Source organism: Azotobacter bryophylli (genome assembly GCF_042643485.1).
GTDB lineage: Bacteria > Pseudomonadota > Gammaproteobacteria > Pseudomonadales > Pseudomonadaceae > Azotobacter > Azotobacter bryophylli.
Genome location: NZ_JBHRSJ010000034.1, coordinates 288,127 through 314,628 on the forward strand (window position 1 = coordinate 288,127; position 26,502 = coordinate 314,628).

The window sequence follows — 26,502 nt, forward strand, 5'->3', positions numbered from 1 at the left end:
GAAGCCCTCACAGCATGCTGTGAGGGCTTCGTCGTTTGCGGACACGGCTGGCTACTGCGCCGATCCGCTCGGCTCTCGTCCTGCTTCTGCTGAGCGATGATCGATCCTCGGGCACTGTCGGATGCGTTAGGCCCGCATCCGCATCCATGATACGGCCAGAGTTGCTGGCCAGCAGCTCCAGATCGACCGGCTGCTCATTGCCCTGAAAATTCAGCAGAACGAGCAAGCGTCTATCCTGCTTGCCTCGTAGATGAACGATTACACCGAATGGAATGCAGACGTTGTGATAGCGACCAATGCAGAGCGCATGCTCCCGGTGACGAGGAGGCGCTCATGGTGCGGCATCAGTAGGGAGTCGCCTCCGGCCCGTTAGTCACAGGCCTTACCCGGCAGAAGCGTGGCCTGACAGGCTCTGCGACTGAGGGGCCGGAAACGTTGATGTGCGCGGGATGAAGAAGGATCCCGCAGCCCATACCTCACAGGGGAGGGCGGGATCAGTATTTGCCTTTCAGACCGAAGTTCTCGTCCAGGGTACCTGGAGCATCGGTTGTCTTGGGCGCATAGTCCTTCGGCGCCTCGGTGCTGACGGGTTTGGATAGACGTTCGCGGCTGGGGCTTTCATCGGTCTGCAGCGCAGCGAGCAGGCGCTGGCGTGTCAACTCGTCGAGAGCGAGGCGGTCTGCACCCTCGGAAAAATGCTGCTGGATTTCCTGATAGCTTTGGGTGAGCTTCTTCACCAGGTTGGCGGTGGTGTTGAAATGGGTAACTACCTCGTTCTGGTAGGCATCGAAGCGCTCCTGCAGGTCGTCCAACTGACGTTGAGTCCGGGTGGGCGCTGCGTTGGGCAGCAGGCGGGCGGCCACGAAACCGATCGCAATGCCAGCGATCAGGGTCAGGGCCGGTAACAACCAGGCGGTAAGCGTCTGTTCCACAATCCTTCCTCTATAAGCGTCTTTGCTTTACGTTAGCGGCTTCAGCTTGTCCTGTATATCTTGACGAATCTCGCGATCCGTGCAGGCAGGCCTTGCGTGAGTCCGGCAGCCATCAGCCACCAAGCGGGAAAGCATCGCTTCTCCCGGCGTCTTTATTGGCGCCGCTCTGGGGCTGTTTCGCCGAACGGCATGCTGAGGTGCCGTTCGAGCATAACCAATACGCGCCGATCCCGGCAGGGGTCATGGAGTTCGAAATTTGTTGGTCCGAGAAGAATCCCTACTCCTCGATGGGCCCTGCGGTCCGCTTGAGGCGCTCTACCTCGATGTGCCTGAGGCCAGCGGCCTGGCCCTCATCTGTCATCCCAACCCGGTGAAGGGCGGGACCATGATGAACAAGGTAGTCTCAACCTTGCAGCGTACTGCACGAGATGCGGGCTATTGCACTCTGCGTTTCAACTATCGTGGTGTAGGGGCCAGTGGCGGTGCTCATGACATGGGTGATGGTGAAGTGGATGACGCCGAGGTCGCGGTTCGCTGGTTGCGCGAGCGGCATCCGGAGTTGCCGCTCAATCTGTTCGGTTTTTCCTTTGGCGGCTTTGTGGTGGCTACCCTGGGTGGACGTCTGGAGACCGAGGGGCTGGTACCGGAGCGGATCTTCATGGTCGCCCCCGCCGTGATGCGACTGGATGAGAAGGCTCCCCTGCCGCAATTGGGGCGACTGGTTGTGATCCAGCCCGAGCAGGACGAAGTGGTCAATCCCGAGTTGGTTTATCGGTGGTCGGCCGAGTTGCAGCGTCCCCATGAGCTACTGAAAGTGGCAGAATGCGGCCACTTCTTCCACGGCAAGCTGGTCGAGTTGAAGGACTTGGTCGCTGCTCGCCTTTGATTATTGATAAGCGAATGTCATGACCACTCGTATTCTTACCGGTATCACCACTACCGGCACCCCTCATCTGGGGAATTACGCTGGTGCCATCCGTCCGGCCATCGTCGCCAGTCGCGATGCCCAGGTGGACTCTTTCTATTTTCTTGCCGACTACCATGCGCTGATCAAGTGCGATGACCCGCTGCGCATTCAGCGCTCGAGGCTGGAGATTGCGGCAACATGGTTGGCCTGCGGCCTGGATACGGACAAGGCGACTTTCTACCGTCAGTCTGATATTCCCGAAATTCCTGAGCTTACTTGGCTGCTGACCTGCGTAACGGGGAAGGGCCTGCTCAATCGCGCTCACGCCTACAAGGCTTCGGTGGACAAGAACCTGGAGGGCGGCGAGGACCCGGATGCAGGCGTGACTATGGGGCTGTTTAGTTACCCGGTACTGATGGCAGCGGACATTTTGATGTTCAACGCGCACAAGGTGCCGGTCGGCCGCGACCAAATCCAGCATGTGGAAATGGCTCGAGATATCGCACAGCGTTTCAATCATCTGTTCGGTCAGGGCAAGGAGCTCTTCACCCTGCCGGAGGCGGTGATCGAGGAGGAGGTCGCCACTTTGCCGGGGCTCGACGGGCGCAAGATGTCCAAGAGCTACGACAATACCATTCCGCTGTTCGGTAGTGCCAAGCAGCTGAAGGACGCCATTGCCCGCATCGTCACCGACTCGCGCGAACCAGGCGAGCCGAAGGACCCTGACAGCTCGCACCTGTATACCCTTTATCAGGCTTTCGCGACGTCTGAGCAGCTCGCTGAGTTCCGCGCCGATCTGCTGGCCGGTTTGGCATGGGGCGAAGCCAAACATTGCCTGTTTCAGTTACTCGACAACGAACTGGGCGAAGCTCGTGAACGCTACCAAGCGCTAATAGTCAGGCCGAACGATCTGGAAGACATTCTCCTGGCTGGTGCGGGCAAGGCGCGCCGGATTGCCACCCCATTCCTCGGTGAGTTACGCGAGGCTGTGGGATTGCGGTCATTCCGCAGTGCTGCTCTGGTTCAGTCCGCCAGTAGCAAGAAGAAGACGGCGAAGGCTGCGCGCTTCGTCAGTTTTCGTGAGCCTGACGGGCGTTTCCGTTTCCGCTTTCTGGCAGCTGACGGCGAGGAGTTGCTGCTGTCGCGGCCATTCGACGATCCCAAGTCTGTGGGGCAAATCAGTCAGCGGCTGATTGCTCGGGGAGCCGATGCACTCGAATTGCGCGATGACGAAAGTAGCCAGTTTACTCTCTGGGTGGATGGCGAATGTCTGGCCGACAGTCCGATCTACGCCGATCCGGATGCCTTGGATGCAGCCATGCTGCGCCTGCGTGAAGCTATCGCCGGGCTTGCAGGCTGAATGAGGTGACCGTTGCCAGGGCAAGGCTTTCCTTTCCGGCAACGGTCCTGAACCTTTTGAACTCTTGAAGAGGGCGGTCGTTTTGAATGATCTGAGTAAATTGCCAAGCGTCGAGGGCGCCGCTAAAGTGGCGGCCCCGCGTATTTACCCCGACTCTGCCATGACCCCTCTCGAGCGCTATCAGGCCGACCTGAAACGTCCGGACTTCTTTCACGACCCCGCCCAAGAAAATGCTGTGCGTCATTTGCAGCGACTTTATGACGATCTGGTTGCTGCCGAACATCAGATCAAGCTGGCCGGACTGTTCGGTCGGTTGCTGGGCAAGAAGCGTCAGGGACCAATCAAAGGCCTGTACTTCTGGGGCGGTGTGGGACGTGGCAAGACCTACCTGGTCGATACCTTCTACGACGCTTTGCCGTTCAAGGAAAAGATGCGTACCCACTTCCATCGCTTCATGAAGCGGGTGCATGAAGAGCTGCAGACTCTCGAGGGCGAGAAGAATCCTCTGACCATCATCGCCAAGCGCTTCGCCAAGGAAGCCCGGGTCATCTGTTTCGACGAGTTCTTCGTTTCCGACATCACCGATGCGATGATTCTCGCGACCTTGCTTGAGGAGTTGTTCAAGAATGGGGTGACCCTCGTAGCGACCTCCAACATCGTCCCGGACGGTCTCTACAAGGATGGCTTGCAGCGTGCACGTTTTCTCCCGGCGATCAAGTTGCTCAAAGAGAACACCGAGATCGTCAACGTCGACAGCGGTATCGATTACCGCCTGCGCGCCTTGGAGCAGGCAGAGCTGTATCACTGCCCGCTCAGTGCCGAGGCAGAAAGAAGCATGGAGGAGAGCTTCCGCAGCCTGCTGACGGAAAACTGCGTGGTGAAGGAAAACGAAGTTCTGATGATCGAGAATCGTGAGATTCGCGCACGGAAGGTTGCCAACGATGTGGCTTGGTTCGAGTTCAGGGAATTATGCGACGGTCCTCGCAGTCAGAACGACTATATCGACTTGGCGAAAATCTTCGATGCCGTTCTGATATCCGGCGTCGAGCAGATGAATGTCTCTACGGATGACATCGCTCGGCGCTTTATAAATCTGGTCGATGAGTTTTATGATCGCAATGTCAAACTAATCCTTTCGGCCGAGGTTGAGCTCAAGGATCTTTATGCTGGCGGGCGGCTGGAGTTCGAATTCCAGCGGACCCTCAGTCGTCTGTTGGAGATGCAGTCTCACGAGTACCTCACTCGCCCGCACAAACCGTAAGTGCCGATAAGGTCAAGGTCACCGGAGGGCGAGTCTAGGTAGCTTTCTGTTGATCAACTTTGGATACACAAGGAGGGCCGAACGGTATGGTAGCTCCGTACCACGTTAATGGTTCGCCTTTCGGTGATTGGGATGGAACCCCGGCAGGCGCTCGCTTGCTACAGCGGGAGTTGGCCAAGCAGGTATCGCTGATCGACGACTTTCCGCCCTTGCGAACGATCGCTGGCGTCGATGTCGGTTTTGAGGAGGGTGGTGCCGTTACTCGTGCCGCGGCTGTGCTGCTTGATGCCGAGACCTTGCAGCCCATCGCTGAGCACTTGGTAAGGGTTCCTACCTCCATGCCCTATATCCCAGGGCTTCTGTCTTTTCGCGAACTGCCAGCCGTATTGCAGGCGTTGTCCGGGCTTCCTCATGCTCCGGACCTGGTGTTCTGCGACGGGCAGGGGATTGCTCATCCTCGTCGGCTCGGTATTGCTGCGCATCTCGGGGTGGTCAGCGGTCTGCCCACCATCGGCGTAGCGAAAAAAATTCTAGTCGGGACTCACGAAGAGTTGGGCACTTCGCGAGGAGATCAGGTCGATCTTGTATATCAGGGTGAGGTGCTGGGGACGGTACTGCGTAGCAAGGACGGGGTCCGGCCTTTGATTGTTTCTCCGGGGCATCGTGTCAGTCTGGCTAGTGCCCCACTTCTGGTCATGACCTGTGTTACCCGCTATCGCCTGCCTGAGCCTACGCGGCTGGCTGATCGCTTGGCCTCCCGTCGTGCCGCTGGAAGGTAGCTGTTCTGACCCAGAGTCCCTGGAGTCCTGTCGGGCGCGCGGGGGTATTGCCTAGGTTGCTATTTTTTCTGTGATCGGTATGATCTACCGGCTTTCTCAGCAGGGATGCCTAGCCTGTTGGGAATTAGGTAGGGGATGCCTAGCCTACCGACCCCGCCGTAGCGGACGCGCTGACCCGAGCCCCCGATAGCGTCTGTTTCCGGCCGCCTTGACCTTGTCAAGGTAAGCACTAATCAGTAAGATCCGCCGTCTTAATTTTCAGGGCGGCCCCTGAGGCTATAACGAATGAAAACTTTTACTGCGAAACCGGAAACCGTTAAGCGCGACTGGTACGTCGTCGACGCTGCCGGCCAGACCCTGGGTCGTCTGGCTACTGAAATCGCCAGCCGCCTGCGTGGCAAGCACAAGCCTGAGTACACTCCGCACGTAGATACCGGCGACTACATCGTTGTTATCAATGCCGAGCAAGTGCGTGTCACTGGCGCCAAGTCTAGTGACAAGATGTACTACTCCCACTCCGGTTTCCCGGGCGGCATCAAGTCGATCAACTTCGAAAAGCTGATCGCCAGGGCTCCTGAGCGTGTGATCGAGACTGCGGTTAAGGGCATGCTGCCGAAAAACCCGCTGGGTCGCGACATGTATCGCAAGCTGAAAGTGTACAAGGGTTCCGTTCACCCGCACACTGCTCAGCAGCCTCAAGAACTGAAGATTTAACGGGATAGCTCATCATGTCGGCGACTCAAAACTACGGCACTGGCCGTCGTAAGACTGCTACCGCTCGCGTCTTCCTGCGTCCGGGTACTGGCAAGATCTCCATCAACAACCGCAATCTGGACCAGTTCTTCGGTCGCGAGACCGCGCGCATGGTCGTGCGTCAGCCGCTCGAGTTGACTGAGACTGTCGAAAAATTCGACGTGTATGTCACTGTGATCGGTGGTGGTGTCAGTGGTCAGGCTGGCGCCATCCGTCATGGCATTACTCGTGCCCTGATCGAGTACGACGAGTCTTTCCGCAGCCCGCTGCGCAAAGCCGGATTCGTGACTCGCGATGCACGTGAAGTCGAGCGTAAGAAGGTCGGCTTGCGTAAGGCGCGTAAGCGTCCGCAATACTCCAAGCGTTAATTCGACGACGCTGCAAGAAAACGCCCGTTATCCCCTTGGGATTCGGGCGTTTTTTTATGTCTGGTGTCTGGGATTGTCAGGGCTTGGTCAATGCTTCATTTCCTGCGAGGCGGAGAATAATCCGGATTTGTATCCAGGTATTACCTTGTCAGGTGGGGGCCTTTTCTTTAACATTTGGCGGATTTTTAGCGCGCCTTGATTTTTTTACTTAGTACAGGTCTGGGTAACAGGCCGCAAAGCTGATGGGAGACGACTGAATGAGCAATGACGGCGTGAATACAGGCCGGCGTCGCTTCCTGGTTGCAGCTACCTCCGTGGTAGGCGCAGCAGGGGCGGTGGGTGCCGCGGTCCCATTCGTGGGATCATGGTTCCCGAGCGCCAAGGCTAAGGCCGCAGGTGCACCGGTGAAAGTGAATGTCGGCAAGATCCAGCCGGGTCAGCAGATAGTGGCTGAATGGCGAGGGCAACCGGTCTTTATCGTTCGCCGTACCGAGGAAATCTTGGCCAACTTGGAAAAGGTGGCCTCCAGTGTTTCAGACCCGGAATCGAAAGCTTCGGTTCAGCCCGAATATGTTGATCGCAAGCTTCGTTCGATCAAACCGGAGATTCTGGTGCTGGTCGGTCTCTGCACCCATTTGGGTTGCTCTCCGTCCTTCCGCCCTGAGCTGGCTCCTGCTGATTTGGGGCCCGAGTGGGTTGGTGGCTATTTCTGCCCCTGCCACGGCTCCAAGTACGACCTGGCTGGCCGCGTGTACAAGGCGCAGCCTGCTCCCTTGAACCTGCCGGTTCCACCGCATTCATACGAATCTGACAATGTGATCGTTGTCGGTGTGGACCAGGAGAAGGCCTGATGAGCAAATTCATGGAATGGGTCGATGCACGCTTTCCCGCAACCGAAATGTGGGAAGGGCATCTCTCAAAATACTATGCTCCGAAGAACTTCAACTTTTGGTATTTCTTCGGTTCACTGGCTCTGCTAGTGCTGGTAAACCAGATCCTCACCGGTATCTGGCTGACCATGAGCTTCACCCCGTCCGCCGAGGAGGCTTTCGCTTCCGTCGAATACATCATGCGCGACGTGGAGTATGGCTGGATCATCCGTTACTTGCACTCCACCGGTGCTTCGGCATTCTTCATCGTCGTCTACCTGCACATGTTCCGTGGCCTGATCTATGGCTCCTACCAGAAGCCGCGTGAGCTCGTGTGGATCTTCGGCATGCTGATCTACCTGTGTCTGATGGCTGAAGCTTTCATGGGTTACCTGCTGCCCTGGGGGCAGATGTCCTACTGGGGCGCCCAGGTGATCATCTCGCTGTTCGGTGCCATTCCGGTGATCGGCGATGACCTGACTCAGTGGATCCGGGGTGACTTCCTGATCTCCGGTATCACCCTGAACCGCTTCTTCGCCCTGCATGTCATCGCGCTGCCGATCGTGATCCTCGGTCTGGTCGTGCTGCACATCCTGGCGCTGCACGAGGTTGGCTCCAACAACCCTGATGGAGTGGATATCAAGAAGAAGAAGGATGAAAACGGCAAGCCGTTGGATGGCATTCCGTTCCACCCTTACTACACCGTGAAGGATATCGTCGGGGTAGTGGTATTCCTCTTCGTATTCTGCTCTATCGTGTTCTTTTTCCCGGAGATGGGAGGGTATTTCCTCGAGAAGCCGAACTTCGAGATGGCGAACGCCTTCAAGACTCCTGCGCACATCGCTCCAGTTTGGTACTTTACTCCCTTCTACGCCATTCTCCGCGCGGTTCCGGACAAGTTGCTGGGTGTGGTCGCCATGGGTGCATCCATTGCCGCCCTGTTCGTTCTGCCATGGCTGGATCGTAGCCCGGTTCGTTCTATCCGATACAAGGGCTTGCTGAGCAAGCTGTGGATTGTGATCTTTGCGGTTTCCTTCCTCGTGCTTGGCTACTATGGCGCTCAGGCTCCTAGCCCGCTGGGTACCGTGCTGTCCCGTGTGTGCACCGTCCTGTATTTCGCCTTCTTCGTCCTGATGCCGTTCTACACCAGGATGGAAAAGACCAAACCGGTTCCGGAAAGGGTGACTGGCTGATGAAAAAGCAACTTGCTGCATTGATCTTCGCAATTCTGCCGGCCTTTTCCTTTGCCTCGGGGGGGGGCGAGCCGGCGTTGGAAAAGGTCGATATCGATCTGACCGACAAGGCAGCCATGCAGGATGGTCTGCGTACCTTCTCCAACTATTGCATGGGCTGTCACAGCGCCCAGTTTCAGCGTTACGAGCGCGTTGCCAAAGATCTCGGTATTCCGGAAGAAGTGATGATGAAGAATGTCGTCTTCACCGGTGCCAAGATCGGCGACCATATGAAAATCGGTATGAAGCCGCAAGACGCCAAGGTCTGGTTTGGCGCCGCTCCGCCTGATCTGACGCTGGTCGCTCGTGTCCGCGGAACCGATTGGCTGTATAGCTATCTGCGTAGTTTCTACGAGGACCCGACTCGGCCTCTGGGCGTCAACAACAAGGTGTTCCCGAACGTGGGTATGCCCAATGTGCTGGCAGGACTGCAGGGCCGCCAGGTCATCGGCTGCAAGCAGGTTCCTGTGGTTGAGCATGGTGAGAAGCAGTTCGACCCCCTCACCGGTACTCCGATCACTCACGAAGCCTGTGATCAGCTAGCAGTGCTGCCGAAGACCGGTTCGCTGAGCGAGGCTGAGTTCGACACGAAGGTCAAGAATCTGGTGACCTTCTTGGCTTACTCATCCAACCCGGTCAAGCTGGAGAGCCAGCGTATCGGTACCTATGTGCTGCTGTTCTTGGCTGTCTTCTTCGTGTTCGCGTATCTGCTCAAGCGCGAGTATTGGAAGGACGTGCATTAATCAGTAGGCTTAGTGCTGATCAAACACACGCGCCCTTCGGGGCGCGTGTGTTTTTTGTTTTCTGAATGAATAAGTTTAGCGAGGTGGGGCATGGGCGTAGCCAACCGGTTGATCTGCTATTCCGATCCGGTTGACCATTACTCCCACCGTGTGCGCATTGTGCTTGCAGAGAAGAGCGTCGCAGTAGAGATTCGGGATGTTGATCCGAGCTTGGGGCGTGCGAGGTTGGCCGAGCTGAATCCCTATGGCGTCTTGCCTACCTTGGTTGATCGCGATCTGCTTCTGTATGAGCCTGGCGTAATCATGGAGTACTTGGAGGAGCGTTATCCTCATCCCTCCTTGTTGCCTGCTTACCCGGTTGCCAGAGCCAATAGTCGGTTGTTGATGCATCGTATCCAGCATGATTGGTGCACATCGGTGGATCGGATTCTCGATCCGGAGACCGATACGAATATTCGTAGGCGGCTGCGAAATGAGCTGGGAGCCAGTTTGGCTTCCGTGTCCCCATTGTTTGCCGATAAGCCTTTTTTTCTGAGCGAAGAGCCGAGTTTGGTGGACTGCTGTCTGTTGCCGGTCCTGTGGCGGCTTCCGTTGCTTGGGGTCGAGTTGCCCCGGTCGGCAAAGCCGCTGCTCGAGTATATGGATCGCCAATTCTCTCGCCAGGCCTTTCAAGCCAGCCTGTCCGCTATCGAGCGGGACATGCGCTCTCATTGAAGGAGGTTCCAATGAACTCTAGTCGTCCTTATCTACTTCGAGCGCTTTACGAGTGGATTGTCGATAACGATTGCACTCCCCATTTGCTGGTCAATGCGGAGGCGCCGGATGTTCAGGTGCCGTCGGGGTATGCAAGTGATGGGCAGATCGTGCTCAATGTATCTCCCAACGCAGTGCGCCATCTGCAGATGAATAACCAGGCTGTTAGCTTCGAGGGGCGCTTTGGTGGTGTGGCGTTCAGTCTCTATATCCCTATCGAGGCTGTCATGGCGATCTATGCGCGAGAGAACGGCCAAGGCATGGTCTTCGAAATCGAGCCACCTGCGAAGAGTTCCGAGCTAGAGGATAATGGGCCCCCTACGGATGGCGAGCCGCCGAAGCCTGGCAGGCGCCCAAGCCTGAAGGTAGTCAAATAGGCAAATAAAAAGGCGATCCTTGGGATCGCCTTTTTATTTTCATGTCAGTCAATCGGTGTATTGGAACAGTTTGACTATTCGTTGTACACCGGAGACGCCTTGAACCAGATTGACGGCGCTATTGGCCTCCTGCCGGGTAATCAATCCCATTAGGTAGACAATGCCGTTCTCGGTCACCACCTTTATCTTGGAAGCAGGAACGCTGGTATCGGCCAGCATCTTGGTCTTGATCTTCGTAGTCAGCAAGCTGTCGTTGCTGCGTGCAAGCAGGGAGGTGGGTGTGAGAACCTGGAGCTCGTTGTGTACCTTGGTGACTCCCTGTACCGAACGAGCAGCTTTCTCGGCCAGTTGTTTCAGGTCGTTGCGAGGGGTCTGTCCCGCCAGTAGGGTCACTCCATTATAGGTGGTGACCACGACATGGGAGCTGTTGCTACCCAGGTCGGGATGGGCTTGGCGGATTTTCTCTGCGACATCGGGCTCGATGAACTGATCGTCTATCGAGTGGCCGATGCTGCGATTACTGCAGCCGCCCAACATCAGACTGGCAGTCAAGGTGGCAATAATGAGTGCCGAGCGTTTCATTCCTCACTCCCGAACAGATGATTATCAATCAAATCGCAGAGGCAATGAATGGCCAGCATGTGTACCTCTTGTATACGTGCAGTGGAGCTGCCGGGTACGCGGATTTCCACGTCTTCTGGAAGCAATAGGGATGCCATGCCGCCGCCATCTCGCCCGGTGAGCGCGATCACGACCATTTCTCGATCATGAGCCGCCTGTATGGCCTGAATAATGTTTGCGGAATTGCCGCTTGTGGAAATGGCCAGCAGGACATCCCCGGGTTGGCCCAGGGCTCGAATCTGCTTGGAGAATACCTCGTTGTAGCTGTAGTCATTGGCGATCGAGGTCAAGGTTGAACTATCGGTCGTCAACGCCATGGCTGGCAGGCTAGGGCGTTCCCGTTCGAAGCGATTGAGCAGTTCCGAAGAAAAGTGTTGGGCATCGCCGGCAGAGCCACCATTGCCGCAGGTGAGTATCTTGCCTTCGTTGAGCAGGGCATGAACCATGATCTCACTGGCTTGCGCGATATGGGGAGTGATGACTTCCATGGCCTGCTGTTTGGCTTCGATACTTGCCAGGAAAAGCTGGCGGATACGGGATTGCATGTCCATTGAAATAACCTTCAGTCGGATGTCCGCCCGGTCGTGCGGCAAGTGCTCGATGGCGGTAGCGGCGGACCGTCTAGGTTCGCTGGTTGGGCTTCGGGCGAGAGAGGGCTTTTGCAGCGTCAGCTATCAAAAGCGTTCTGGATCCAATTTAATGCGCCAGGGGAAAGCTCTCCGGCGTTGATGGCGACCACATCGAAGCGGCAGGGGTGACTGGCCCAGCGGGATTCCTTCTGTAAGAAGTACTGGGCGGTTTGGATGAGTTTTCCGCGCTTGCGCGAGTCGACGCTTTCCAAGGCCCCGCCCCAAGCGGCATGTCGCCGATAACGCACCTCGACGAATACTACTGTATCGCCATGAAGCATGACCAGATCGAGTTCGCCGCTCCGGCATAGCCAGTTCCGCGCCAGCAGGCGCATTCCCTGCGCCCGCAAATAGTGGAGTGCGAAAGCTTCGGCGTCGCGTCCGCTGCGTTGTCTGTCCATGTCAGAAACTGGAGGCGGGCAGGCGCTGGATCAGGCCGTCATGGAAGGTCGCCCAAGGTAGTTGTCGCTCAATGCGTTGGTTCGGGCTAAGGCGGAGGTTGCCCGAGTAGCCGTCGATCCGGGTTTCCGGCAATGCCTTGAGCTGGGAAAGGAGAGGAGCGAGCCGATAGGCATCCGCACCCATGGCGTAGAGGCGACCAAGACTGCTGCTAGCTTGCGGCCATTGTGCGCTGGCTTGTTGCGGCAGGTTGTCGCCAGAGTTCAGAAGCCATGGCGTCTCGCAGAACATAATGCCCTCCAAGTCGAGGTATTGGTTCTGATCCTGGTTGGGGTTGTACAGGTGGGAGGTCGCGTAGATCGGAACATCCCCGGCATATTGGAAGGCCAGGGTCGGCTTGATCTGCTGAGCCTGTTGTGGGGTGCTGGCCAGGAAAATGAAGTCTATATCCGGACGCCGAGCTGGCTGTGCCATTACTTGAGTGCCGGTCAGGCCTTGCAGGCGTTTGGCTCGAGCTTCGCTCTGGCGTAGTTGGAAAAGGTCGGCGATTTGTTGTGCCAATCGGGCGGGCTCGTCTATACGCTGAACGGCAATCAAGGTGCCTCCCATGGCTTTCCATTCTTGCTGGAAGGCTTGCATGACTCGGTCACCCCACTCACCAGGTGGCACCATGATGACGGCGCGGCGCATACCGTCGCTCCAGGCGCGATGGGCAGCCTCGCGGGCTTCGTCTTCGGCTGCCAGGCCGAACTGGAACAGCTGTGGTGGCGTTTCCTCGCCAGGGTTGCCGTAGTTCAGTGCCAGGGTGGTGATCGGCAGCTGTTCGCGGCCGCTGAGCTGTTTGACCAGTGGCTTCTCCAGGGGGCCGACCACCAGCTGTACGCCCGAGGCTTGAGCTTGGCGATAGAAGTCATCCAGGGAGGTCAGCTTGCTGCTGTCGTAAAGCTCGATGCTCGGTGGGTTCTGGCCGTCCTGACGAGCCTGGTAGTAGGCGGCGAGGAAGCCTTTGCGCAAGGCGTTGGCGACCGATGCGAGCTGGCCGTCTTCCGGGAGCAGCAGAGCGATCTTGCTCAACGGTTGGCTGGCCATGGCCTTGATTTTTTGTAGAGGCTCCGGCAGTCGTTGGGCTGCCGGATGTTCGGGGTGAGAGGCGATCCACTGGTCGATCGCTTCTTGCTGTTGTTGGGGCGTGCCTGCGCTCTTGGTGGCGAGCGCCAAGGCCTGCCAGCCGCCAAGGTCGGTATCGTCTGCGCCTTGTAGCTGATCGCTGGGCAGGGCATAGAGCAGGGCCCAGATCGCTTCGTGGTTGTCGGCGGCGGCCTGCTTGCTGAGCATGGGGGCGATGAAGACCCGCTCGCGGGCAGCTGCGATGAGTTGGCCGTCGGCTTCGAATGCGCGGGCACGGGTCAGTTGGGTGCGGACCTGCTGTTCGACGGGTAGCTCACCCAGATAGGACATGCTCGGATGTTTCAGGGCGTTGAGCGCTGCCTTGGCATTGTGGTGAGCGAGAGCGATCTGTGCGCTCAGAGTGCTGGCAAAAATCTGCTGGGCAGGTTGCAGTTTATCCAGGGGGACCTGCTCGAGGATGCGGGCAGCACGACCTAAGTCCTTTTGGGTATAGGCTTGGTCTGCGGCGGTCAGGCGCAGAAGAGCGGCTTTTTCAGGCTTGCTTTCACTGGCCTGCTGAAGCAGTTGTTCGATGCCGGACTTGGAAGGGGGGGGCAACTCTCCTACCTTGGATGAGGGCGAGCCGGCGCAGGCGGCCAGCAGACTGGCGAGGGCGAGGACGGGAAGGGGACGCAGGCAGGCGATCATTAAGGCGTTCCTGAGCTTGAGTTTGAGGCGAATTGTACCCAAGGCTCATCTGGGGTGCGATGCCGTGCTGGCTAAACGGGCTACAATGCGGGTTTTGATTATGGGGTCGCGCCGTGACTGCTCTTGCTGATCCGAACTCAACACCCGGCACGCTTTATGTGGTCGCCACGCCTATCGGCAATCTGGATGACATCAGTACGCGTGCGCTAAAGGTCTTGCGCGAGGTGAGCTTGATCGCCGCCGAAGATACCCGCCACTCGATGCGTTTGCTTCAGCATTTCGGCATTACCACGCCCCTGGCTGCCTGCCATGAACATAACGAACGGGATCAGGGGGGGCGTTTTCTGTCGCGCTTGCAGGCCGGGCAGGATGTCGCGCTCATCTCGGATGCCGGCACGCCTCTGATCTCCGATCCCGGCTTCCACTTGGTGCGTCAGGCGCGGGCTGCTGGTGTGCGCGTGGTTCCGGTCCCTGGGTCCTGTGCCCTGATCGCTGCCTTGTCTGCTGCAGGTCTACCTTCCGATCGCTTCGTGTTCGAAGGCTTTCTCCCGGCTAAGGCGGTTGCTCGGCAGGCTCGGCTGGAGCAGCTCAAGGAGGAGCCACGCACGCTGATCTTCTATGAAGCGCCGCATCGGATTCTCGAGTGTCTTGAGGATCTGGAGCGGATCATGGGTGGGGGGCGGCTGGCCGTGCTGGCGCGAGAGTTGACGAAGGCTTTCGAGACGCTGAAAGGACTTCCTTTGGCCGAGTTGCGAGCCTGGGTGGCTGCTGACGGTAATCAGCAACGTGGCGAATGCGTGTTGCTGCTGGCAGGTTGGCAGGCGCCTGAGGGCGAAGGGGAAATAACGACCGAGGCTCTTCGGGTGCTGGATCTTTTGCTTGGGGAGATGCCGTTGAAGCGTGCTGTCGCCCTGGCAGCGGAAATCACCGGGATCCGCAAGAATCTGCTGTATCAGGTGGCTCTGGAGCGTAGCGAAAGAGGCCGCTGAGCGGTTTGTTCGGCTCCGGGCTTGCAGTGGGTGGCCGGCTACCGTTACCCTTCCTAGAGGAGAGTCGATTGGACAGTCGCCGCTTCGTATTGTTCCGCAATATGAGGGGGAGGAAAGTCCGGGCTCCATAGGGCGGAGTGCCAGGTAACGCCTGGGAGGCGTGAGCCTACGGAAAGTGCCACAGAAAATAACCGCCTAAGCATGCAAATGCCGGTAAGGGTGAAAAGGTGCGGTAAGAGCGCACCGCACGGCTGGTAACAGTTCGTGGCTAGGTAAACCCCACTCGGAGCAAGACCAAATAGGGATCCTTCGGCGTGGCCCGCGCTGGATCCGGGTAGGTTGCTAGAGGCGGCCAGTGATGGTCGTCGTAGAGGAATGACTGTCCTCGACAGAACCCGGCTTATAGATCGACTCTCCTAATTTCCCTCCTCTTGGTTCTGATACCTCTCTCACAAATAGCAAAAGTTTCTTGACACTTAAGAAACTACTTTAAGTGCCATGAGCAGGTTTTTGTTTGTGCTCGAATTCCCTTTCGAGGCCTGCTTCGCTTGCGCCGATCTCCGCTTCGCTGCGTCGCTAAATCGCCGATCTATAAGGAATTTCTCCATTTTCCCCTCCTTGACTGTGAGGTCTTGGCGTTCCTATAGTGTGCGCAAGTGGCGCAAAGTGGCAGAAAGTGGGTCTCAGTGGCGTGGGAGCGGTAATTGAAGGGGAATTCAGTCCGTGTTTCGCGGAGCTAATGCCGTCAGTCTTGACGCAAAGGGAAGGATCTCGATGCCTGCCAGGTATCGGGACGAGATCGTCTCGCGTTCTGCCGGGCAGCTCATCGTAACCATCGACGCCGTCGACCCCTGTCTGTGCATCTATCCCCTGCCGGAGTGGGAGCTCATCGAAGCCAAACTGCGCCAGCTTCCTTCGCTGCGTGAGGAAACTCGCCGTTTGCAGCGTTTGCTGATCGGCAATGCTGTGGATATCGAACTGGATGGCAGTGGGCGCTTTCTGATCCCGCCGCGTCTGCGCGAGTACGCGAAGCTGGACAAGCACGCGATGCTGGTCGGTCAGCTGAACAAGTTTCAACTGTGGGACGAAGATGCCTGGAACGCGATTTCGGATGCTGACCTGGCGGCAATCAAACAACAACCTGGCGAAATGCCGGATGAGCTGCGTGACTTGATCCTGTGACTAATAAGAGCGGCTTCAGCCATATCACCGTTTTGCTCGAGGAGGCCGTCGAGGCCTTGGCTGTGCGTGCGGATGGCTGTTATCTGGATGGGACCTTCGGTCGTGGCGGTCATAGCCGACTGATACTCGACCATTTGGGACCGCAGGGGCGTTTGCTGGGGTTCGACAAGGACCCGCAGGCGATCGCGACGGGGCACGCCCTGGCCGCCGAAGATGGTCGTTTCGCCATCGTGCAGCGCAGTTTCGCCGAGCTTGCCGACGAGTTGGCGGTACGTGGGCTGGCCGGCAAGATCAGTGGGGTACTCCTCGATCTCGGGGTTTCCTCTCCGCAGCTGGACGATCCCGAGCGTGGCTTCAGTTTTCTCGGCGATGGCCCGTTGGACATGCGCATGGACCCCGATCATGGTGTCAGCGCAGCGCAATGGCTGGCCAGTGCCAGCGAGGAAGAAATCGCTCGGGTGTTCAAGGAGTACGGCGAGGAACGCTTTGCCAAGCGCATGGCTCATGCGGTGGTGCTGCGTCGCGCGGAAAGGCCCTTTGAGCGTACCGCCGATCTGGCCCAGGTGCTGGCCGCCGCCAATCCGGCTTGGGAAAAGGGCAAGAATCCCGCAACCCGCGCCTTCCAGGGCTTGCGTATCCACATCAATAACGAGCTGGCCGACCTGGAAAAGGGGCTCGGTGCCGCTCTCGAAGCCCTCGAGGTCGGCGGGCGCCTGGTAGTTATCAGCTTCCATTCGCTCGAGGACCGCATCGTCAAGCAGTTCATGCGACGCCAGGCCAAGGGCGAAGCGGACAAGCTGCCCCGTGACCTGCCGATCATTCCGCCGGCCTTCGAGCCTAGGCTCAGACTGGTCGGCAAGCCTCAATACGCGTCCGAGGACGAGCTCAAGGCCAACCCGCGCGCGCGCAGCGCGGTCATGCGCGTGGCGGAGAAGCTGAGATGAGCATCGAATCGGCCAAGGCCATGCCGAGCGGCAGCACGCTCATGCTCGTGCTTTTCATCGGCGTGCTGCTTTCGGCCATCGCCGTGGCCTACAGCGCTCACTGGAATCGCCAACTGCTCAATGCCCTGTATGGCGAGTTGAGCGAGCGCGACAAGCTCCAGGCCGAATGGGGGCGCCTCATTCTCGAGCAGAGTACCTGGACGGCCCACAACCGGATCGAATCCTTGGCCAGCGAGACCCTCAAGATGCGCATTCCCGAGGCGGCGGAAGTTCGTCTGGTGGCGCCATGATGAAGATCGAGGGCACTCTTTATCCATGGCGCTTCCGTCTGGTGCTGGCCCTGCTGGCGTTGATGGTGGCTGCTATCGCCATTCGTATCGTCGACCTGCACGTTTTCGATCACGACTTCCTGCAGGGACAGGGCGATGCCCGCAGCGTACGGCATATCTCGATCCATGCGCATCGAGGCCTGATCACCGATCGCAACGGCGAGCCTCTCGCCGTGAGTACTCCGGTCACTACCCTGTGGGGCAACCCCAAGGAGCTGCAGGGCGCCCGTGCGCAGTGGGCCGCCCTAGCCAAGGCCTTGAATCAGGACCCCAAGGTCCTGACGGAGCGCCTCGAACAGCAGGCCGGACGCGAATTCACCTATCTGGCCCGCGGCCTGACGCCCGAAGAGGGCCAGGCCGTTCTCGATCTGAAGATTCCCGGGGTCTACGGTCTCGAGGAGTTCCGACGCTTCTATCCGGCGGGGGAAGTGACGGCCCATGTGATCGGTTTCACCGATATCGATGACCGTGGGCGCGAAGGCGTCGAACTGGCCTTCGACGAGTGGCTGGCCGGTGTGCCGGGGCGGCGTCAGGTGCTCAAGGATCGTCGTGGCCGGCTGATCAAGGACGTGCAGGTGGTGCAGAACGCCAAGGCCGGCAAGGCGTTGGCGCTCTCCATCGATCTGCGCCTGCAGTATCTGGCCCATCGGGAATTGCGCAATGCCATTACCGAGTTCGGGGCCAAGGCCGGCAGTCTGGTGCTTCTCGATGTGAAGACCGGCGAGATTCTGGCGATGGTCAACCAGCCGACCTACAACCCCAACAACAAGCGCAACCTCGAACCGGCCGCCATGCGCAACCGCGCTCTGATCGACGTGTTCGAGCCCGGCTCGACGATGAAGCCGCTGTCCATGAGCGCCGCTCTGGAGACCGGGCGCTGGAAGCCGGAAGACAGGGTGGAGGTGGCTCCGGGCACGTTACGCATCGGTCGCTATACCATCCGCGACGTTTCACGTACCGAGGGCGGCGTGCTGGATCTGACCGGCATCCTGATCAAGTCGAGTAACGTCGGCATGAGCAAGGTGGCTTTCGATATCGGCGGCGAATCCATCTATTCGATGATGCAGCGCCTCGGCATCGGCCAGGACACCGGCCTCGGCTTCCCCGGCGAGCGCGTCGGCAACCTGCCCAATCACCGCGAGTGGCACAAGGCCGAGACCGCCACCCTGTCCTACGGCTACGGCCTGTCCACGACCGCCGTGCAGCTCGCCCATGCCTACGCCACCCTGGCCAACGACGGGCGTTCGGTCCCGCTGGTGATGACCCGGCAAGACAATGTTCCGGAGGGTGCCCAGGTGATTTCCGAGAAGGTCGCCAAGACCATCCAGGGCATGCTGCAGCAGGTGGTCGAGGCGCCGGGCGGTGTGTTCCGCGCCAAGGTTCCGGGCTATCACGTGGCAGGCAAGAGCGGTACCGCGCGCAAGACCAGCGTGGGCAGCAAGGGCTACAAGGAAAAATCCTATCGCTCCCTATTCGCCGGCTTCGGGCCGAGCAGCAATCCGCGCATCGCCATGGCCGTGGTGATCGACGAGCCGACCAATGGTGCCTATTACGGTGGTCTGGTGTCGGCACCGGTGTTCGGCAAGGTCATGGCAGGGGCGCTGCGCTTGATGAACGTGGCGCCGGACAATCTGCCTCCTCCGGAGGAGACCAAGGCCGCCGTGGCGGGTGAGTCCAGCAAACCCGGCAAAGGAGATCGCACCTGATGCCTATGCCGCTCAATCAATTGCTGCCCCAGGCCGAGAGCTCCGTCCTGATTCGCGAGTTGACCCTCGACAGCCGAGAGATCCGTCCGGGCGATCTGTTCATGGCGGTTCCCGGTGGACGCCAGGACGGTCGCGCGCACATCGCCGACGCCGTGGCGCGCGGTGCTGCTGCCGTCGCCTACGAGGCCGAAGGCGCGCAGATGCCTGCAGAGACCAAGATCCCCCTGTTGCCGATCAAGGGACTGGCACGTCAGCTCTCGGCGATTGCCGGGCGCTTCTATGGCGAGCCGAGCCGGGCCCTGCGACTGATCGGCGTGACTGGCACCAACGGCAAGACCAGCGTCAGTCAGCTGCTCGCCCAGGCATTGGACCTGCTCGGGGAGCGCTGCGGCATCATCGGCACCCTGGGCAACGGCTTCCATGGCGAACTGACCAGCGGACGGCACACCACGCCGGACCCTATCGGCGTGCAGGCCGCCCTGGCCGACTTGCATCGGGGCGGGGCTCGCGCCGTGGCCATGGAGGTTTCTTCCCATGGTCTGGAGCAGGGGAGGGTCGCGGCGCTGGATTTCGACGTGGCGGTTTTCACCAATCTGTCCCGCGATCACCTGGACTACCACGGCACCATGGAGGCCTACGCCGCGGCCAAGGCCCGGCTGTTCGCCTGGCCGAATCTGGGTTGCCGGGTGCTCAACCTCGATGATGCCTTCGGCCGGCAACTGGCGGCCGAGACGCAGTCCTCCCGCCTGATCGGCTACAGCCTGGAAGATCATGGCGCCTATCTCTACTGTCGCCAGGCCCGTTTCGACGAGCAGGGGGTGCGCGCCGAACTCGTCACTCCGCAAGGCGAAGGGCTGCTATGCAGTCCGCTGCTCGGCCGCTTCAACCTGAGCAACCTGCTGGCCGTGGTGGGGGCGCTGCTCGGCCTGGGTTATCCGCTCGACGAAATTCTCGGTGTGATGCCGAAGCTGCAGGCCCCGGCCGGACGCATGCAGCGTCTCGGCGGTGTCGGCCTGCCCCTGGTGGTGGTCGACTACGCCCACACGCCGGATGCCCTGGAGAAGGTGTTGGAGGCATTGCGCCCACATGTCCGCGGTCGGCTCCTGTGCCTGTTCGGCTGCGGTGGCGATCGCGACCGCGGCAAGCGCCCACTGATGGCGCAGGTTGCCGAGCGCTTGGCCGATGCCGTGCTGGTCACCGACGACAACCCTCGCTCTGAGCCGCCCGAACAGATCTTCGCGGATATCCGCACCGGCTTCGCCGCTCCCGAGAAGATCGCCTTCCTGCACGGTCGGGCCCAGGCCATCGCCCGGTTGATCGAGGGGGTCGGGGCCGCCGACGTACTGCTGCTGGCCGGCAAGGGACATGAGGACTACCAGGAAATCGACGGCGTGCGGCAGCCGTTCTCGGATATCGACGAGGCCGGCAAGGCCCTGCAGGAGTGGGAGAGGACACATGCTTAAGGCACTGCATCTCAGCGAAATCGCCGCCGCGCTGGAGGGCCGGCTGTCGGGTGCTGATGCCGCCTTCGACTCCGTGGGGAGCGACAGCCGGGCGATCCGCCCGGGACAGCTGTTCGTCGCGCTGGTTGGTCCACGCTTTGACGGGCATGACTTCCTCGTCGAGGTCGCCGGCAAGGGCGCGGCCGCCGCGCTGGTCGAGCGTGAGGTGCCGGGTTTGGCGCTGCCGCAGCTGCTGGTAGCGGATACACGCCTCGCCCTCGGCCGCCTGGGCGCCCTTAACCGCGGGGACTATCACGGTCCGCTGGCGGCGGTGACCGGTTCCAGCGGCAAGACCACGGTCAAGGAGATGCTCGCCAGCATCCTGCGTACCCACGGACCGGTGCTGGCCACCCGCGGCAACCTGAACAACGATCTCGGCGCGCCGCTGACTCTGCTCGAGCTGGCGCCCGAGCATGTCGGCGCGGTGATCGAGCTGGGGGCCTCGCGCGTCGGCGAGATCGCCTACACCGCCGGCCTGACCCGTCCGCAGGTCGCCATCATCACCAATGCGGGCACGGCCCATGTCGGCGAGTTCGGCGGCCCGGAGAAGATCGTCGAGGCCAAGGGCGAGATCATCGAGGGTTTGCCGGCCGATGGCGTCGCCGTGCTCAACCGCGACGATGCGGCTTTCCCGACATGGGAGCGGCGCGCCGCCGGTCGGCGCGTACTGAGCTTCGCCCTGAACGATCCGGCCGCCGACTTCCGGGCCGAGTCCATCGCCAACGACGACCGGGGTTGTCCTGCCTTCACCCTCCTGGGAGCGGCCGGCGAGATTCGCATCCAGCTCAATCTCCTGGGCCGGCACAACGTCGCCAACGCCTTGGCCGCCGCTGCCGCCGCCCATGCCCTGGGCGTGCCGCTGGTCGGAATCCGAGAGGGCCTGGAAGGCCTGCAGCCGGTCCGGGGCCGCGCTGTCTCGCGGGTCGCGCCGAATGGCGTGCGGATCATCGATGACAGTTACAACGCGAACCCCGTTTCGGTTTGCGCGGCGATCGATATACTCGCCGGCTTTTCCGGCCGGACCGTCCTGGTCCTCGGCGACATGGGCGAACTGGGGGCCTGGGCCGAGGAAGGGCACCGGCAGGTCGGCGCCTATGCCGCCGGCAAGGTCGACGCGCTGTATGCCGTGGGGCCGCTGATGGCCCATGCGGTGGCGGCATTCGGGAGCCAGGGTCGGCACTTCGCCGACCAGGCCAGCCTGCTCGAGGTGTTGCGCGGCGAACAGGACACCAACACCACCATTCTGATCAAGGGTTCACGTAGTGCGGCGATGGACAGGATCGTCTCGGCTCTCTGCGGTACCAGCGAGGAGATTCATTAAATGCTGCTGCTGCTGGCAGAGTATCTGCAACACGTCTACACGGGCTTCGCGGTCTTCCAGTACCTGACCCTGCGCGGGATTCTCGGGGTGCTGACCGCCCTGGCCCTGGCGCTGCTGCTGGGGCCCTGGATGATCCGCACCCTGCAGCTGCGCCAGATCGGCCAGGCGGTGCGCGACGACGGCCCGCAATCGCACCTGTCGAAGAAAGGCACGCCGACCATGGGCGGCGCCCTGATCCTCTCCGCCATCGCCATCAGCACGCTGCTGTGGGCCGACCTGTCCAACCGCTACGTCTGGGTAGTGCTGGCCGTGACCCTGCTGTTCGGCGCCATCGGCTGGGTTGATGACTACCGCAAGGTGATCGAGAAGAACTCCCGCGGCCTGCCGAGCCGCTGGAAGTATTTCTGGCAGTCGGTATTCGGCCTCGGGGCCGCCGTCTTCCTTTATATGACCGCGCAGACCCCCGCCGAGACCACCCTGATCCTGCCGCTGGTCAAGACCATCGAGATCCCCCTGGGGCTGGGCTTCATCGTGCTGACCTATTTCGTCATCGTCGGCTCCAGCAACGCGGTGAACCTCACCGACGGTCTGGACGGCCTGGCGATCATGCCGACGGTGATGGTCGGCGGCGCCCTAGGCATCTTCTGCTACCTATCCGGCAACGCCAAGTTCGCCGAATACCTGCTGATTCCCAACGTGGCGGGCGCCGGCGAGCTGATCGTGTTCTGCGGCGCGCTGATCGGCGCCGGCCTCGGCTTCCTCTGGTTCAACACCTATCCGGCCCAGGTCTTCATGGGCGACGTCGGCGCCCTGGCGCTGGGCGCGGCGCTGGGCACCATCGCGGTGATTGTCCGCCAGGAAGTGGTGCTGTTCATCATGGGGGGCGTGTTCGTCATGGAAACCCTGTCGGTGATGATCCAGGTCGCTTCCTTCAAGCTGACCGGCAAGCGCGTGTTCCGCATGGCGCCGATCCACCACCACTTCGAACTGAAAGGCTGGCCGGAGCCGCGGGTGATCGTGCGCTTCTGGATCATCACCGTGATTCTGGTGCTGATCGGTCTGGCCACACTGAAGCTGCGCTGAGGACAAGGGAATGAGCCTGATCGCTTCCGACCAATTCCGCATCGTCGTCGGTCTCGGCAAGAGCGGCATGTCGCTGGTGCGTTTCCTGGCGCGCCAGGGCACACCGTTCGCGGTGGTTGACACCCGTGCCAATCCGCCGGAGCTGCCGACCCTGGAGGCGCAGTTCCCGCAGGTGGAGGTGCGCTGCGGCCAGCTGGACGTGGACTTCCTCTGCCGCGCCAGCGAGCTTTACGTCAGTCCCGGCTTGGCCATCGCCACGCCGGCGCTGCAGGCCGCAGCCGCCCGCGGGGTGAAGCTGTCCGGCGATATCGAGCTGTTCGCCCGCCATGCCAAGGCGCCGATCGTGGCCATCACCGGCTCCAACGCCAAGAGCACTGTCACCACCTTGGTCGGCAAGATGGCCAGGGCGGCGGGCAAGCGCGTCGCCGTGGGGGGCAACCTCGGCACGCCGGCCCTCGACCTGCTGGCTGATGACGTCGAACTGTACGTGCTGGAGCTGTCCAGCTTCCAGCTGGAAACCACCGAGCGTCTGAACGCCGAAGTGGCCACCTGCCTGAACGTCAGCGAAGACCACATGGATCGCTATGCCGACATCCAGGCCTATCACCTGGCCAAGCACCGCATCTTCCGCGGTGCCAGGCAGGTGGTGGTGAATCGCGACGATTCTCTGTCCCGTCCGCTGGTGGCCGACCAGTTGCCGTGCTGGACCTTCGGCCTCGGCAAGCCGGACTTCAAGGGCTTCGGTCTACTGGAAGAGGACGGCGAGAAGCACCTGGCCTTCCAGTTCGAGGCGCTGATGCCGGTACGCGAGCTGAAGATCCGCGGCGCGCACAACCAGGCCAACGCCCTGGCTGCTCTGGCCCTGGGGCATGCGGTCGGCCTGCCGTTCGCGCCGATGCTGGAGACCCTGAAGACTTTCTCCGGGCTGCCGCATCGCTGCCAGTGGGTGCGCGAGCTGCGCGGGGTGAATTATTACGATGACTCGAAGGCCACCAACGTCGGGGCCGCGCTGGCCGCCATCGAGGGGCTGGGGACGGACATTCCCGGCAAGCTGCTGCTGATCGCCGGCGGCGATGGCAAGGGAGCCGACTTCTCGGCCCTGCGCCAGCCGGTGGCAAGCCATTGCCGGGCGGTGGTCCTGCTCGGCCGCGATGCCGAACTGATCGCCGAGGCGCTGGGCGATGCAGTGCCGCTGGTGCGGGTCAAGATCCTGGCCGAGGCGGTGCAGCGCGCCGCAGAGCTGGCCGAGGCGGGCGATGCCGTGTTGCTCTCGCCGGCCTGCGCCAGCCTGGACATGTTCAAGAACTTCGAGGAACGCGGGCGCCTGTTCGCCCAGGCGGCGGGGGCGCTCGTCTGATGCTGGGCCTGCTGCGTCCGTACCCGTCCCCGCTGCTCAGCCCGCGGGGCCTCGATGTCGACTTCCCGCTGCTGGCCGGGTGCCTGGCCCTGCTCGGCCTGGGCCTGGTGATGATCACTTCGGCCTCTTCGGAAGTGTCGTCGGTACAGTCCGGCAACCCCTGGTACTTCATGGTGCGTCACCTGATCTACCTGCTGATCGGCCTGGGGGCCTGCGCCGTGGTGCTGATGGTGCCGATCGCGACCTGGCAGCGGATGGGCGGCACTCTGCTGCTGGGGGCGTTCGGCGTACTGGTCCTGGTGCTGGTGCCCGGCGTCGGCCGCGAGGTGAACGGCTCGATGCGCTGGATCGGCTTCGGCGCCTTCAACGTGCAGCCCTCGGAGATCGCCAAGGTGTTCGTGGTGGCCTACCTGGCCGGCTATCTGGTGCGCCGAGAGGACGAGGTGCGGCACCGCTGGATCGGCTTCATCAAGCCCATCGTGGTGCTGATCCCGCTCGCCGGGTTGCTGCTGATGGAGCCGGACTTCGGCGCCACGGTGGTGATGCTGGGCTCGGCGGCCGCCATGCTGTTCCTCGGCGGGGTCGGGCTGCTGCGCTTCGCTCTGCTGGCCTCGGCGGCCGTCGCCGCGGTGGTCGTCCTGGTGCAGACCCAGGAGTATCGCCTGCAGCGTCTGATCACCTTCACCGATCCCTGGGCCGACCAGTTCGGCTCCGGCTACCAGCTGACCCAGGCGCTGATCGCCTTCGGTCGTGGCCAGTGGCTGGGGGTGGGGCTCGGCAACAGCGTGCAGAAACAGTTCTATCTCCCGGAAGCGCATACCGACTTCGTCTTCTCGGTACTGGCCGAGGAGCTGGGCATGGTCGGCGCGCTGGCGACTCTCGGGCTGTTCGCCTTCGTCTGCGTGCGCTCGCTGTACATCGGCCTGTGGGCGGAGAAGGCCAAGCTCTATTTCTCGGCCTATGTGGCCTACGGCCTGGCGTTCCTCTGGATCGGCCAGTTCCTCATCAATATCGGCGTGAACGTCGGCCTGCTGCCGACCAAGGGCCTGACCCTGCCGTTCCTCAGCTACGGCGGCAGTTCGCTGGTGATCTGCTGCGTCAGCCTCGGCCTGCTGCTGCGTCTCGACTGGGAGCGCCGCCGGCTGGAAAGAGGGGAGAGCCTAGAGGCTCCGGCCGGGAATTCCAAGGAGGCGAGCCATGACCTCTAACGTGCTGATCATGGCCGGAGGCACCGGCGGACACGTGTTCCCGGCGCTGGCCTGTGCCCGCGAATTCCAGGCCCGGGGCTACACCGTGCACTGGCTGGGCACGCCCCGCGGTATCGAGAACGACCTGGTGCCCCAGGCCGGTCTGCCGCTGCACCGGATCCAGATCAGCGGGCTGCGCGGCAAGGGCGTAGCGGCCCTGCTCAAGGCTCCCTTCCAGCTACTCAGGTCGCTGCTGCAGGCGCGCCGGGTGATGCGCGAGGTGCAGCCGGTGTGCGTGCTGGGCATGGGTGGCTTCGTCACCGGTCCCGGCGGCCTCGCTGCGAAGCTGGCCGGAGTGCCCTTGATCATCCACGAGCAGAACGCCGTAGCCGGCACCAGCAACCGGCTACTGGCGCCGATCGCGGCGCGTGTCTGCGAGGCCTTCCCGGAAACCTTCCCCGTCAGCGCCAAGCGCCGCACGACCGGCAACCCGGTGCGCCCGGAGCTGTTCCTGGAAACCCTGCGGCAGTGTCTGGACGGGCGCAAGCCGCGCCTGCTGATTCTGGGCGGCAGCCTCGGCGCCGAGCCGCTGAACAAGCTGCTGCCGGCCGCCCTGGCGCAGATTCCCGCGCCGCTGCGCCCGGAAATCTTCCACCAGGCCGGCAAGCAGCACCACGAGATCACCGGGCAGCGCTACCGCGAGGCCGGGATCGAGGCCGAAGTGGTGCCCTTCATCAAGGACATGGCCCGGGCCTATGCCTGGGCCGACCTGGTGGTCTGCCGCGCCGGCGCGCTGACGGTGAGCGAGCTGGCCGCCGCGGGGCTGCCGTCGATGCTGGTGCCGCTGCCCCATGCCATCGACGACCACCAGAGCCGCAACGCCGATTATCTGGCGCGGGAAGGCGCAGCCTTCCTGCTGCCGCAAGCGACAACCGGGGCGGCCGATCTGGCGGCTCGCCTGACCGAGGTACTGATGCAACCCGAACGACTGCAAAACATGGCCGCCAGCGCCCGCCGCCTGGCAAAACCCGATGCGACCCGCACCGTGGTGGATATCTGCCTGGAGGTGGCGCGTGGTTAAGTCCCAGGACGCGACCCAATCCG

Annotated in this window: 28 protein-coding genes and 1 other RNA gene; 23 read left to right on the top strand and 6 right to left on the bottom strand. The window is 61.3% G+C overall.

The annotated features are described in order from the left end of the window. Positions 1-7: 7 nt before the first annotated feature. On the bottom strand, positions 8-226 hold the full coding sequence (locus ACFOJE_RS17365; protein WP_377815915.1) for a hypothetical protein: 219 nt from the start codon (positions 224-226) through the stop codon (positions 8-10). A gap of 268 nt (positions 227-494) precedes the next feature. Further along, complete coding sequence (locus tag ACFOJE_RS17370) at positions 495-932, bottom strand: YhcB family protein (protein ID WP_377815916.1); 438 nt, start codon at positions 930-932, stop codon at positions 495-497. A gap of 256 nt (positions 933-1,188) precedes the next feature. Between ACFOJE_RS17370 and ACFOJE_RS17375 the strand changes: the two genes are divergently transcribed. The 11 genes from ACFOJE_RS17375 (at position 1,189) to ACFOJE_RS17425 (ending at position 10,334) form a co-directional block, all read left to right on the top strand. Further along, positions 1,189-1,818: an alpha/beta hydrolase gene (locus tag ACFOJE_RS17375; protein ID WP_377815918.1), complete on the top strand. Its 630-nt coding sequence runs from the start codon at positions 1,189-1,191 to the stop codon at positions 1,816-1,818. A gap of 19 nt (positions 1,819-1,837) precedes the next feature. Next, positions 1,838-3,199, top strand: a complete 1,362-nt coding sequence (locus tag ACFOJE_RS17380; RefSeq protein ID WP_377815919.1) for a tryptophan--tRNA ligase — start codon at positions 1,838-1,840, stop codon at positions 3,197-3,199. 160 nt (positions 3,200-3,359) lie between these two features. Continuing rightward, positions 3,360-4,460, top strand: coding sequence for a cell division protein ZapE (gene zapE, locus ACFOJE_RS17385; protein WP_377816332.1), 1,101 nt, complete (start codon positions 3,360-3,362; stop codon positions 4,458-4,460). 86 nt (positions 4,461-4,546) lie between these two features. Next, positions 4,547-5,239 (top strand): deoxyribonuclease V, encoded by a 693-nt coding sequence (gene nfi / locus ACFOJE_RS17390; RefSeq protein WP_377815920.1) that lies wholly within the window; start codon positions 4,547-4,549, stop codon positions 5,237-5,239. A gap of 285 nt (positions 5,240-5,524) precedes the next feature. Then, positions 5,525-5,953 carry a 50S ribosomal protein L13 gene (gene rplM / locus ACFOJE_RS17395; protein WP_377815921.1) on the top strand — a complete coding sequence of 143 codons (429 nt, stop codon included), beginning with the start codon at positions 5,525-5,527 and terminating at the stop codon, positions 5,951-5,953. Between the two features lie 14 nt (positions 5,954-5,967). Further along, positions 5,968-6,360: a 30S ribosomal protein S9 gene (rpsI, locus tag ACFOJE_RS17400; RefSeq protein ID WP_377815922.1), complete on the top strand. Its 393-nt coding sequence runs from the start codon at positions 5,968-5,970 to the stop codon at positions 6,358-6,360. 257 nt (positions 6,361-6,617) lie between these two features. Then, positions 6,618-7,211 carry a ubiquinol-cytochrome c reductase iron-sulfur subunit gene (gene petA / locus ACFOJE_RS17405; protein WP_377815923.1) on the top strand — a complete coding sequence of 198 codons (594 nt, stop codon included), beginning with the start codon at positions 6,618-6,620 and terminating at the stop codon, positions 7,209-7,211. After that, positions 7,211-8,422 carry a cytochrome b gene (locus tag ACFOJE_RS17410; RefSeq protein WP_377815924.1) on the top strand — a complete coding sequence of 404 codons (1,212 nt, stop codon included), beginning with the start codon at positions 7,211-7,213 and terminating at the stop codon, positions 8,420-8,422. Before petA ends, ACFOJE_RS17410 begins: the two co-directional genes overlap by 1 nt. Further along, positions 8,422-9,204, top strand: a complete 783-nt coding sequence (locus ACFOJE_RS17415) for a cytochrome c1 (RefSeq protein ID WP_377815926.1) — start codon at positions 8,422-8,424, stop codon at positions 9,202-9,204. Before ACFOJE_RS17410 ends, ACFOJE_RS17415 begins: the two co-directional genes overlap by 1 nt. Before the next feature lie 90 nt (positions 9,205-9,294). Further along, positions 9,295-9,918 carry a glutathione S-transferase N-terminal domain-containing protein gene (locus tag ACFOJE_RS17420; RefSeq protein ID WP_377815927.1) on the top strand — a complete coding sequence of 208 codons (624 nt, stop codon included), beginning with the start codon at positions 9,295-9,297 and terminating at the stop codon, positions 9,916-9,918. 11 nt (positions 9,919-9,929) lie between these two features. Continuing rightward, a complete protein-coding gene (locus ACFOJE_RS17425; protein ID WP_377815928.1) occupies positions 9,930-10,334 on the top strand; it encodes a ClpXP protease specificity-enhancing factor in 405 nt (134 codons plus the stop codon). A 48-nt stretch (positions 10,335-10,382) separates the two neighbouring features. On the opposite strand, the gene ACFOJE_RS17430 is transcribed toward ACFOJE_RS17425, so the two are convergent. The 4 genes from ACFOJE_RS17430 to ACFOJE_RS17445 all read right to left on the bottom strand — a co-directional run bounded on the left by ACFOJE_RS17430 (position 10,383) and on the right by ACFOJE_RS17445 (position 13,798). Beyond that, complete coding sequence (locus tag ACFOJE_RS17430; protein ID WP_377815929.1) at positions 10,383-10,916, bottom strand: BON domain-containing protein; 534 nt, start codon at positions 10,914-10,916, stop codon at positions 10,383-10,385. Further along, positions 10,913-11,506 (bottom strand): phosphoheptose isomerase, encoded by a 594-nt coding sequence (locus ACFOJE_RS17435; protein ID WP_377815930.1) that lies wholly within the window; start codon positions 11,504-11,506, stop codon positions 10,913-10,915. Before ACFOJE_RS17435 ends, ACFOJE_RS17430 begins: the two co-directional genes overlap by 4 nt. Positions 11,507-11,622: 116 nt before the next feature. Further along, on the bottom strand, positions 11,623-11,985 hold the full coding sequence (locus tag ACFOJE_RS17440) for a YraN family protein (protein ID WP_377815931.1): 363 nt from the start codon (positions 11,983-11,985) through the stop codon (positions 11,623-11,625). Between the two features lies 1 nt (position 11,986). Then, a complete protein-coding gene (locus tag ACFOJE_RS17445; protein WP_377815932.1) occupies positions 11,987-13,798 on the bottom strand; it encodes a penicillin-binding protein activator in 1,812 nt (603 codons plus the stop codon). A 113-nt stretch (positions 13,799-13,911) separates the two neighbouring features. On the opposite strand from ACFOJE_RS17445, the gene rsmI reads away from it, so the two are divergent. The 12 genes from rsmI to murG all read left to right on the top strand — a co-directional run bounded on the left by rsmI (position 13,912) and on the right by murG (position 26,479). Beyond that, complete coding sequence (rsmI, locus tag ACFOJE_RS17450) at positions 13,912-14,787, top strand: 16S rRNA (cytidine(1402)-2'-O)-methyltransferase (protein WP_377815933.1); 876 nt, start codon at positions 13,912-13,914, stop codon at positions 14,785-14,787. Between the two features lie 60 nt (positions 14,788-14,847). Further along, positions 14,848-15,206, top strand: an RNA gene (gene rnpB / locus ACFOJE_RS17455) — RNase P RNA component class A. Positions 15,207-15,510: 304 nt separating this feature from the next. After that, a complete protein-coding gene (gene mraZ / locus ACFOJE_RS17460) occupies positions 15,511-15,969 on the top strand; it encodes a division/cell wall cluster transcriptional repressor MraZ (protein ID WP_377815934.1) in 459 nt (152 codons plus the stop codon). Further along, a complete protein-coding gene (gene rsmH / locus ACFOJE_RS17465) occupies positions 15,966-16,913 on the top strand; it encodes a 16S rRNA (cytosine(1402)-N(4))-methyltransferase RsmH (protein ID WP_377815935.1) in 948 nt (315 codons plus the stop codon). Before mraZ ends, rsmH begins: the two co-directional genes overlap by 4 nt. Further along, complete coding sequence (ftsL, locus tag ACFOJE_RS17470; RefSeq protein ID WP_377815936.1) at positions 16,910-17,203, top strand: cell division protein FtsL; 294 nt, start codon at positions 16,910-16,912, stop codon at positions 17,201-17,203. Before rsmH ends, ftsL begins: the two co-directional genes overlap by 4 nt. Further along, positions 17,200-18,948, top strand: a complete 1,749-nt coding sequence (locus ACFOJE_RS17475; RefSeq protein ID WP_377815937.1) for a peptidoglycan D,D-transpeptidase FtsI family protein — start codon at positions 17,200-17,202, stop codon at positions 18,946-18,948. Before ftsL ends, ACFOJE_RS17475 begins: the two co-directional genes overlap by 4 nt. After that, on the top strand, positions 18,948-20,411 hold the full coding sequence (locus ACFOJE_RS17480; RefSeq protein WP_377815939.1) for a UDP-N-acetylmuramoyl-L-alanyl-D-glutamate--2,6-diaminopimelate ligase: 1,464 nt from the start codon (positions 18,948-18,950) through the stop codon (positions 20,409-20,411). The genes ACFOJE_RS17475 and ACFOJE_RS17480 overlap by 1 nt, the downstream gene beginning before the upstream one ends. Continuing rightward, entirely contained in the window at positions 20,404-21,771 is a 1,368-nt protein-coding gene (locus tag ACFOJE_RS17485; RefSeq protein WP_377815940.1) for a UDP-N-acetylmuramoyl-tripeptide--D-alanyl-D-alanine ligase, read from the top strand. The genes ACFOJE_RS17480 and ACFOJE_RS17485 overlap by 8 nt, the downstream gene beginning before the upstream one ends. After that, entirely contained in the window at positions 21,772-22,854 is a 1,083-nt protein-coding gene (gene mraY, locus ACFOJE_RS17490; protein ID WP_377815941.1) for a phospho-N-acetylmuramoyl-pentapeptide-transferase, read from the top strand. Positions 22,855-22,864: 10 nt separating this feature from the next. After that, the gene (gene murD / locus ACFOJE_RS17495) at positions 22,865-24,211 is read left to right on the top strand and encodes a UDP-N-acetylmuramoyl-L-alanine--D-glutamate ligase (RefSeq protein ID WP_377815942.1); all 1,347 of its coding nucleotides are present in this window, start codon (positions 22,865-22,867) and stop codon (positions 24,209-24,211) included. Beyond that, positions 24,211-25,419 carry a putative lipid II flippase FtsW gene (gene ftsW, locus ACFOJE_RS17500; RefSeq protein WP_377815943.1) on the top strand — a complete coding sequence of 403 codons (1,209 nt, stop codon included), beginning with the start codon at positions 24,211-24,213 and terminating at the stop codon, positions 25,417-25,419. Before murD ends, ftsW begins: the two co-directional genes overlap by 1 nt. Continuing rightward, positions 25,409-26,479: an undecaprenyldiphospho-muramoylpentapeptide beta-N-acetylglucosaminyltransferase gene (murG, locus tag ACFOJE_RS17505; RefSeq protein WP_377815944.1), complete on the top strand. Its 1,071-nt coding sequence runs from the start codon at positions 25,409-25,411 to the stop codon at positions 26,477-26,479. The genes ftsW and murG overlap by 11 nt, the downstream gene beginning before the upstream one ends. Positions 26,480-26,502: the final 23 nt, after the last annotated feature.

Bases quoted from the DNA above. Each gene is read 5' to 3' on its own strand.
- ACFOJE_RS17380 (WP_377815919.1), top strand. From the start codon at position 1,838: ATGACCACTCGTATTCTTACCGGTATCACCACTACCGGCACCCCTCAT.
- zapE (WP_377816332.1), top strand. From the start codon at position 3,360: ATGACCCCTCTCGAGCGCTATCAGGCCGACCTGAAACGTCCGGACTTC.
- nfi (WP_377815920.1), top strand. From the start codon at position 4,547: ATGGTAGCTCCGTACCACGTTAATGGTTCGCCTTTCGGTGATTGGGAT.
- rplM (WP_377815921.1), top strand. From the start codon at position 5,525: ATGAAAACTTTTACTGCGAAACCGGAAACCGTTAAGCGCGACTGGTAC.
- rpsI (WP_377815922.1), top strand. From the start codon at position 5,968: ATGTCGGCGACTCAAAACTACGGCACTGGCCGTCGTAAGACTGCTACC.
- petA (WP_377815923.1), top strand. From the start codon at position 6,618: ATGAGCAATGACGGCGTGAATACAGGCCGGCGTCGCTTCCTGGTTGCA.
- ACFOJE_RS17410 (WP_377815924.1), top strand. From the start codon at position 7,211: ATGAGCAAATTCATGGAATGGGTCGATGCACGCTTTCCCGCAACCGAA.
- ACFOJE_RS17415 (WP_377815926.1), top strand. From the start codon at position 8,422: ATGAAAAAGCAACTTGCTGCATTGATCTTCGCAATTCTGCCGGCCTTT.
- ACFOJE_RS17420 (WP_377815927.1), top strand. From the start codon at position 9,295: ATGGGCGTAGCCAACCGGTTGATCTGCTATTCCGATCCGGTTGACCAT.
- ACFOJE_RS17425 (WP_377815928.1), top strand. From the start codon at position 9,930: ATGAACTCTAGTCGTCCTTATCTACTTCGAGCGCTTTACGAGTGGATT.
- ACFOJE_RS17430 (WP_377815929.1), bottom strand. From the start codon at position 10,916: ATGAAACGCTCGGCACTCATTATTGCCACCTTGACTGCCAGTCTGATG.
- ACFOJE_RS17435 (WP_377815930.1), bottom strand. From the start codon at position 11,506: ATGGACATGCAATCCCGTATCCGCCAGCTTTTCCTGGCAAGTATCGAA.
- ACFOJE_RS17440 (WP_377815931.1), bottom strand. From the start codon at position 11,985: ATGGACAGACAACGCAGCGGACGCGACGCCGAAGCTTTCGCACTCCAC.
- ACFOJE_RS17445 (WP_377815932.1), bottom strand. From the start codon at position 13,798: ATGATCGCCTGCCTGCGTCCCCTTCCCGTCCTCGCCCTCGCCAGTCTG.
- ftsL (WP_377815936.1), top strand. From the start codon at position 16,910: ATGAGCATCGAATCGGCCAAGGCCATGCCGAGCGGCAGCACGCTCATG.
- ACFOJE_RS17475 (WP_377815937.1), top strand. From the start codon at position 17,200: ATGATGAAGATCGAGGGCACTCTTTATCCATGGCGCTTCCGTCTGGTG.
- ACFOJE_RS17480 (WP_377815939.1), top strand. From the start codon at position 18,948: ATGCCTATGCCGCTCAATCAATTGCTGCCCCAGGCCGAGAGCTCCGTC.
- ACFOJE_RS17485 (WP_377815940.1), top strand. From the start codon at position 20,404: ATGCTTAAGGCACTGCATCTCAGCGAAATCGCCGCCGCGCTGGAGGGC.
- mraY (WP_377815941.1), top strand. From the start codon at position 21,772: ATGCTGCTGCTGCTGGCAGAGTATCTGCAACACGTCTACACGGGCTTC.
- murD (WP_377815942.1), top strand. From the start codon at position 22,865: ATGAGCCTGATCGCTTCCGACCAATTCCGCATCGTCGTCGGTCTCGGC.
- ftsW (WP_377815943.1), top strand. From the start codon at position 24,211: ATGCTGGGCCTGCTGCGTCCGTACCCGTCCCCGCTGCTCAGCCCGCGG.
- murG (WP_377815944.1), top strand. From the start codon at position 25,409: ATGACCTCTAACGTGCTGATCATGGCCGGAGGCACCGGCGGACACGTG.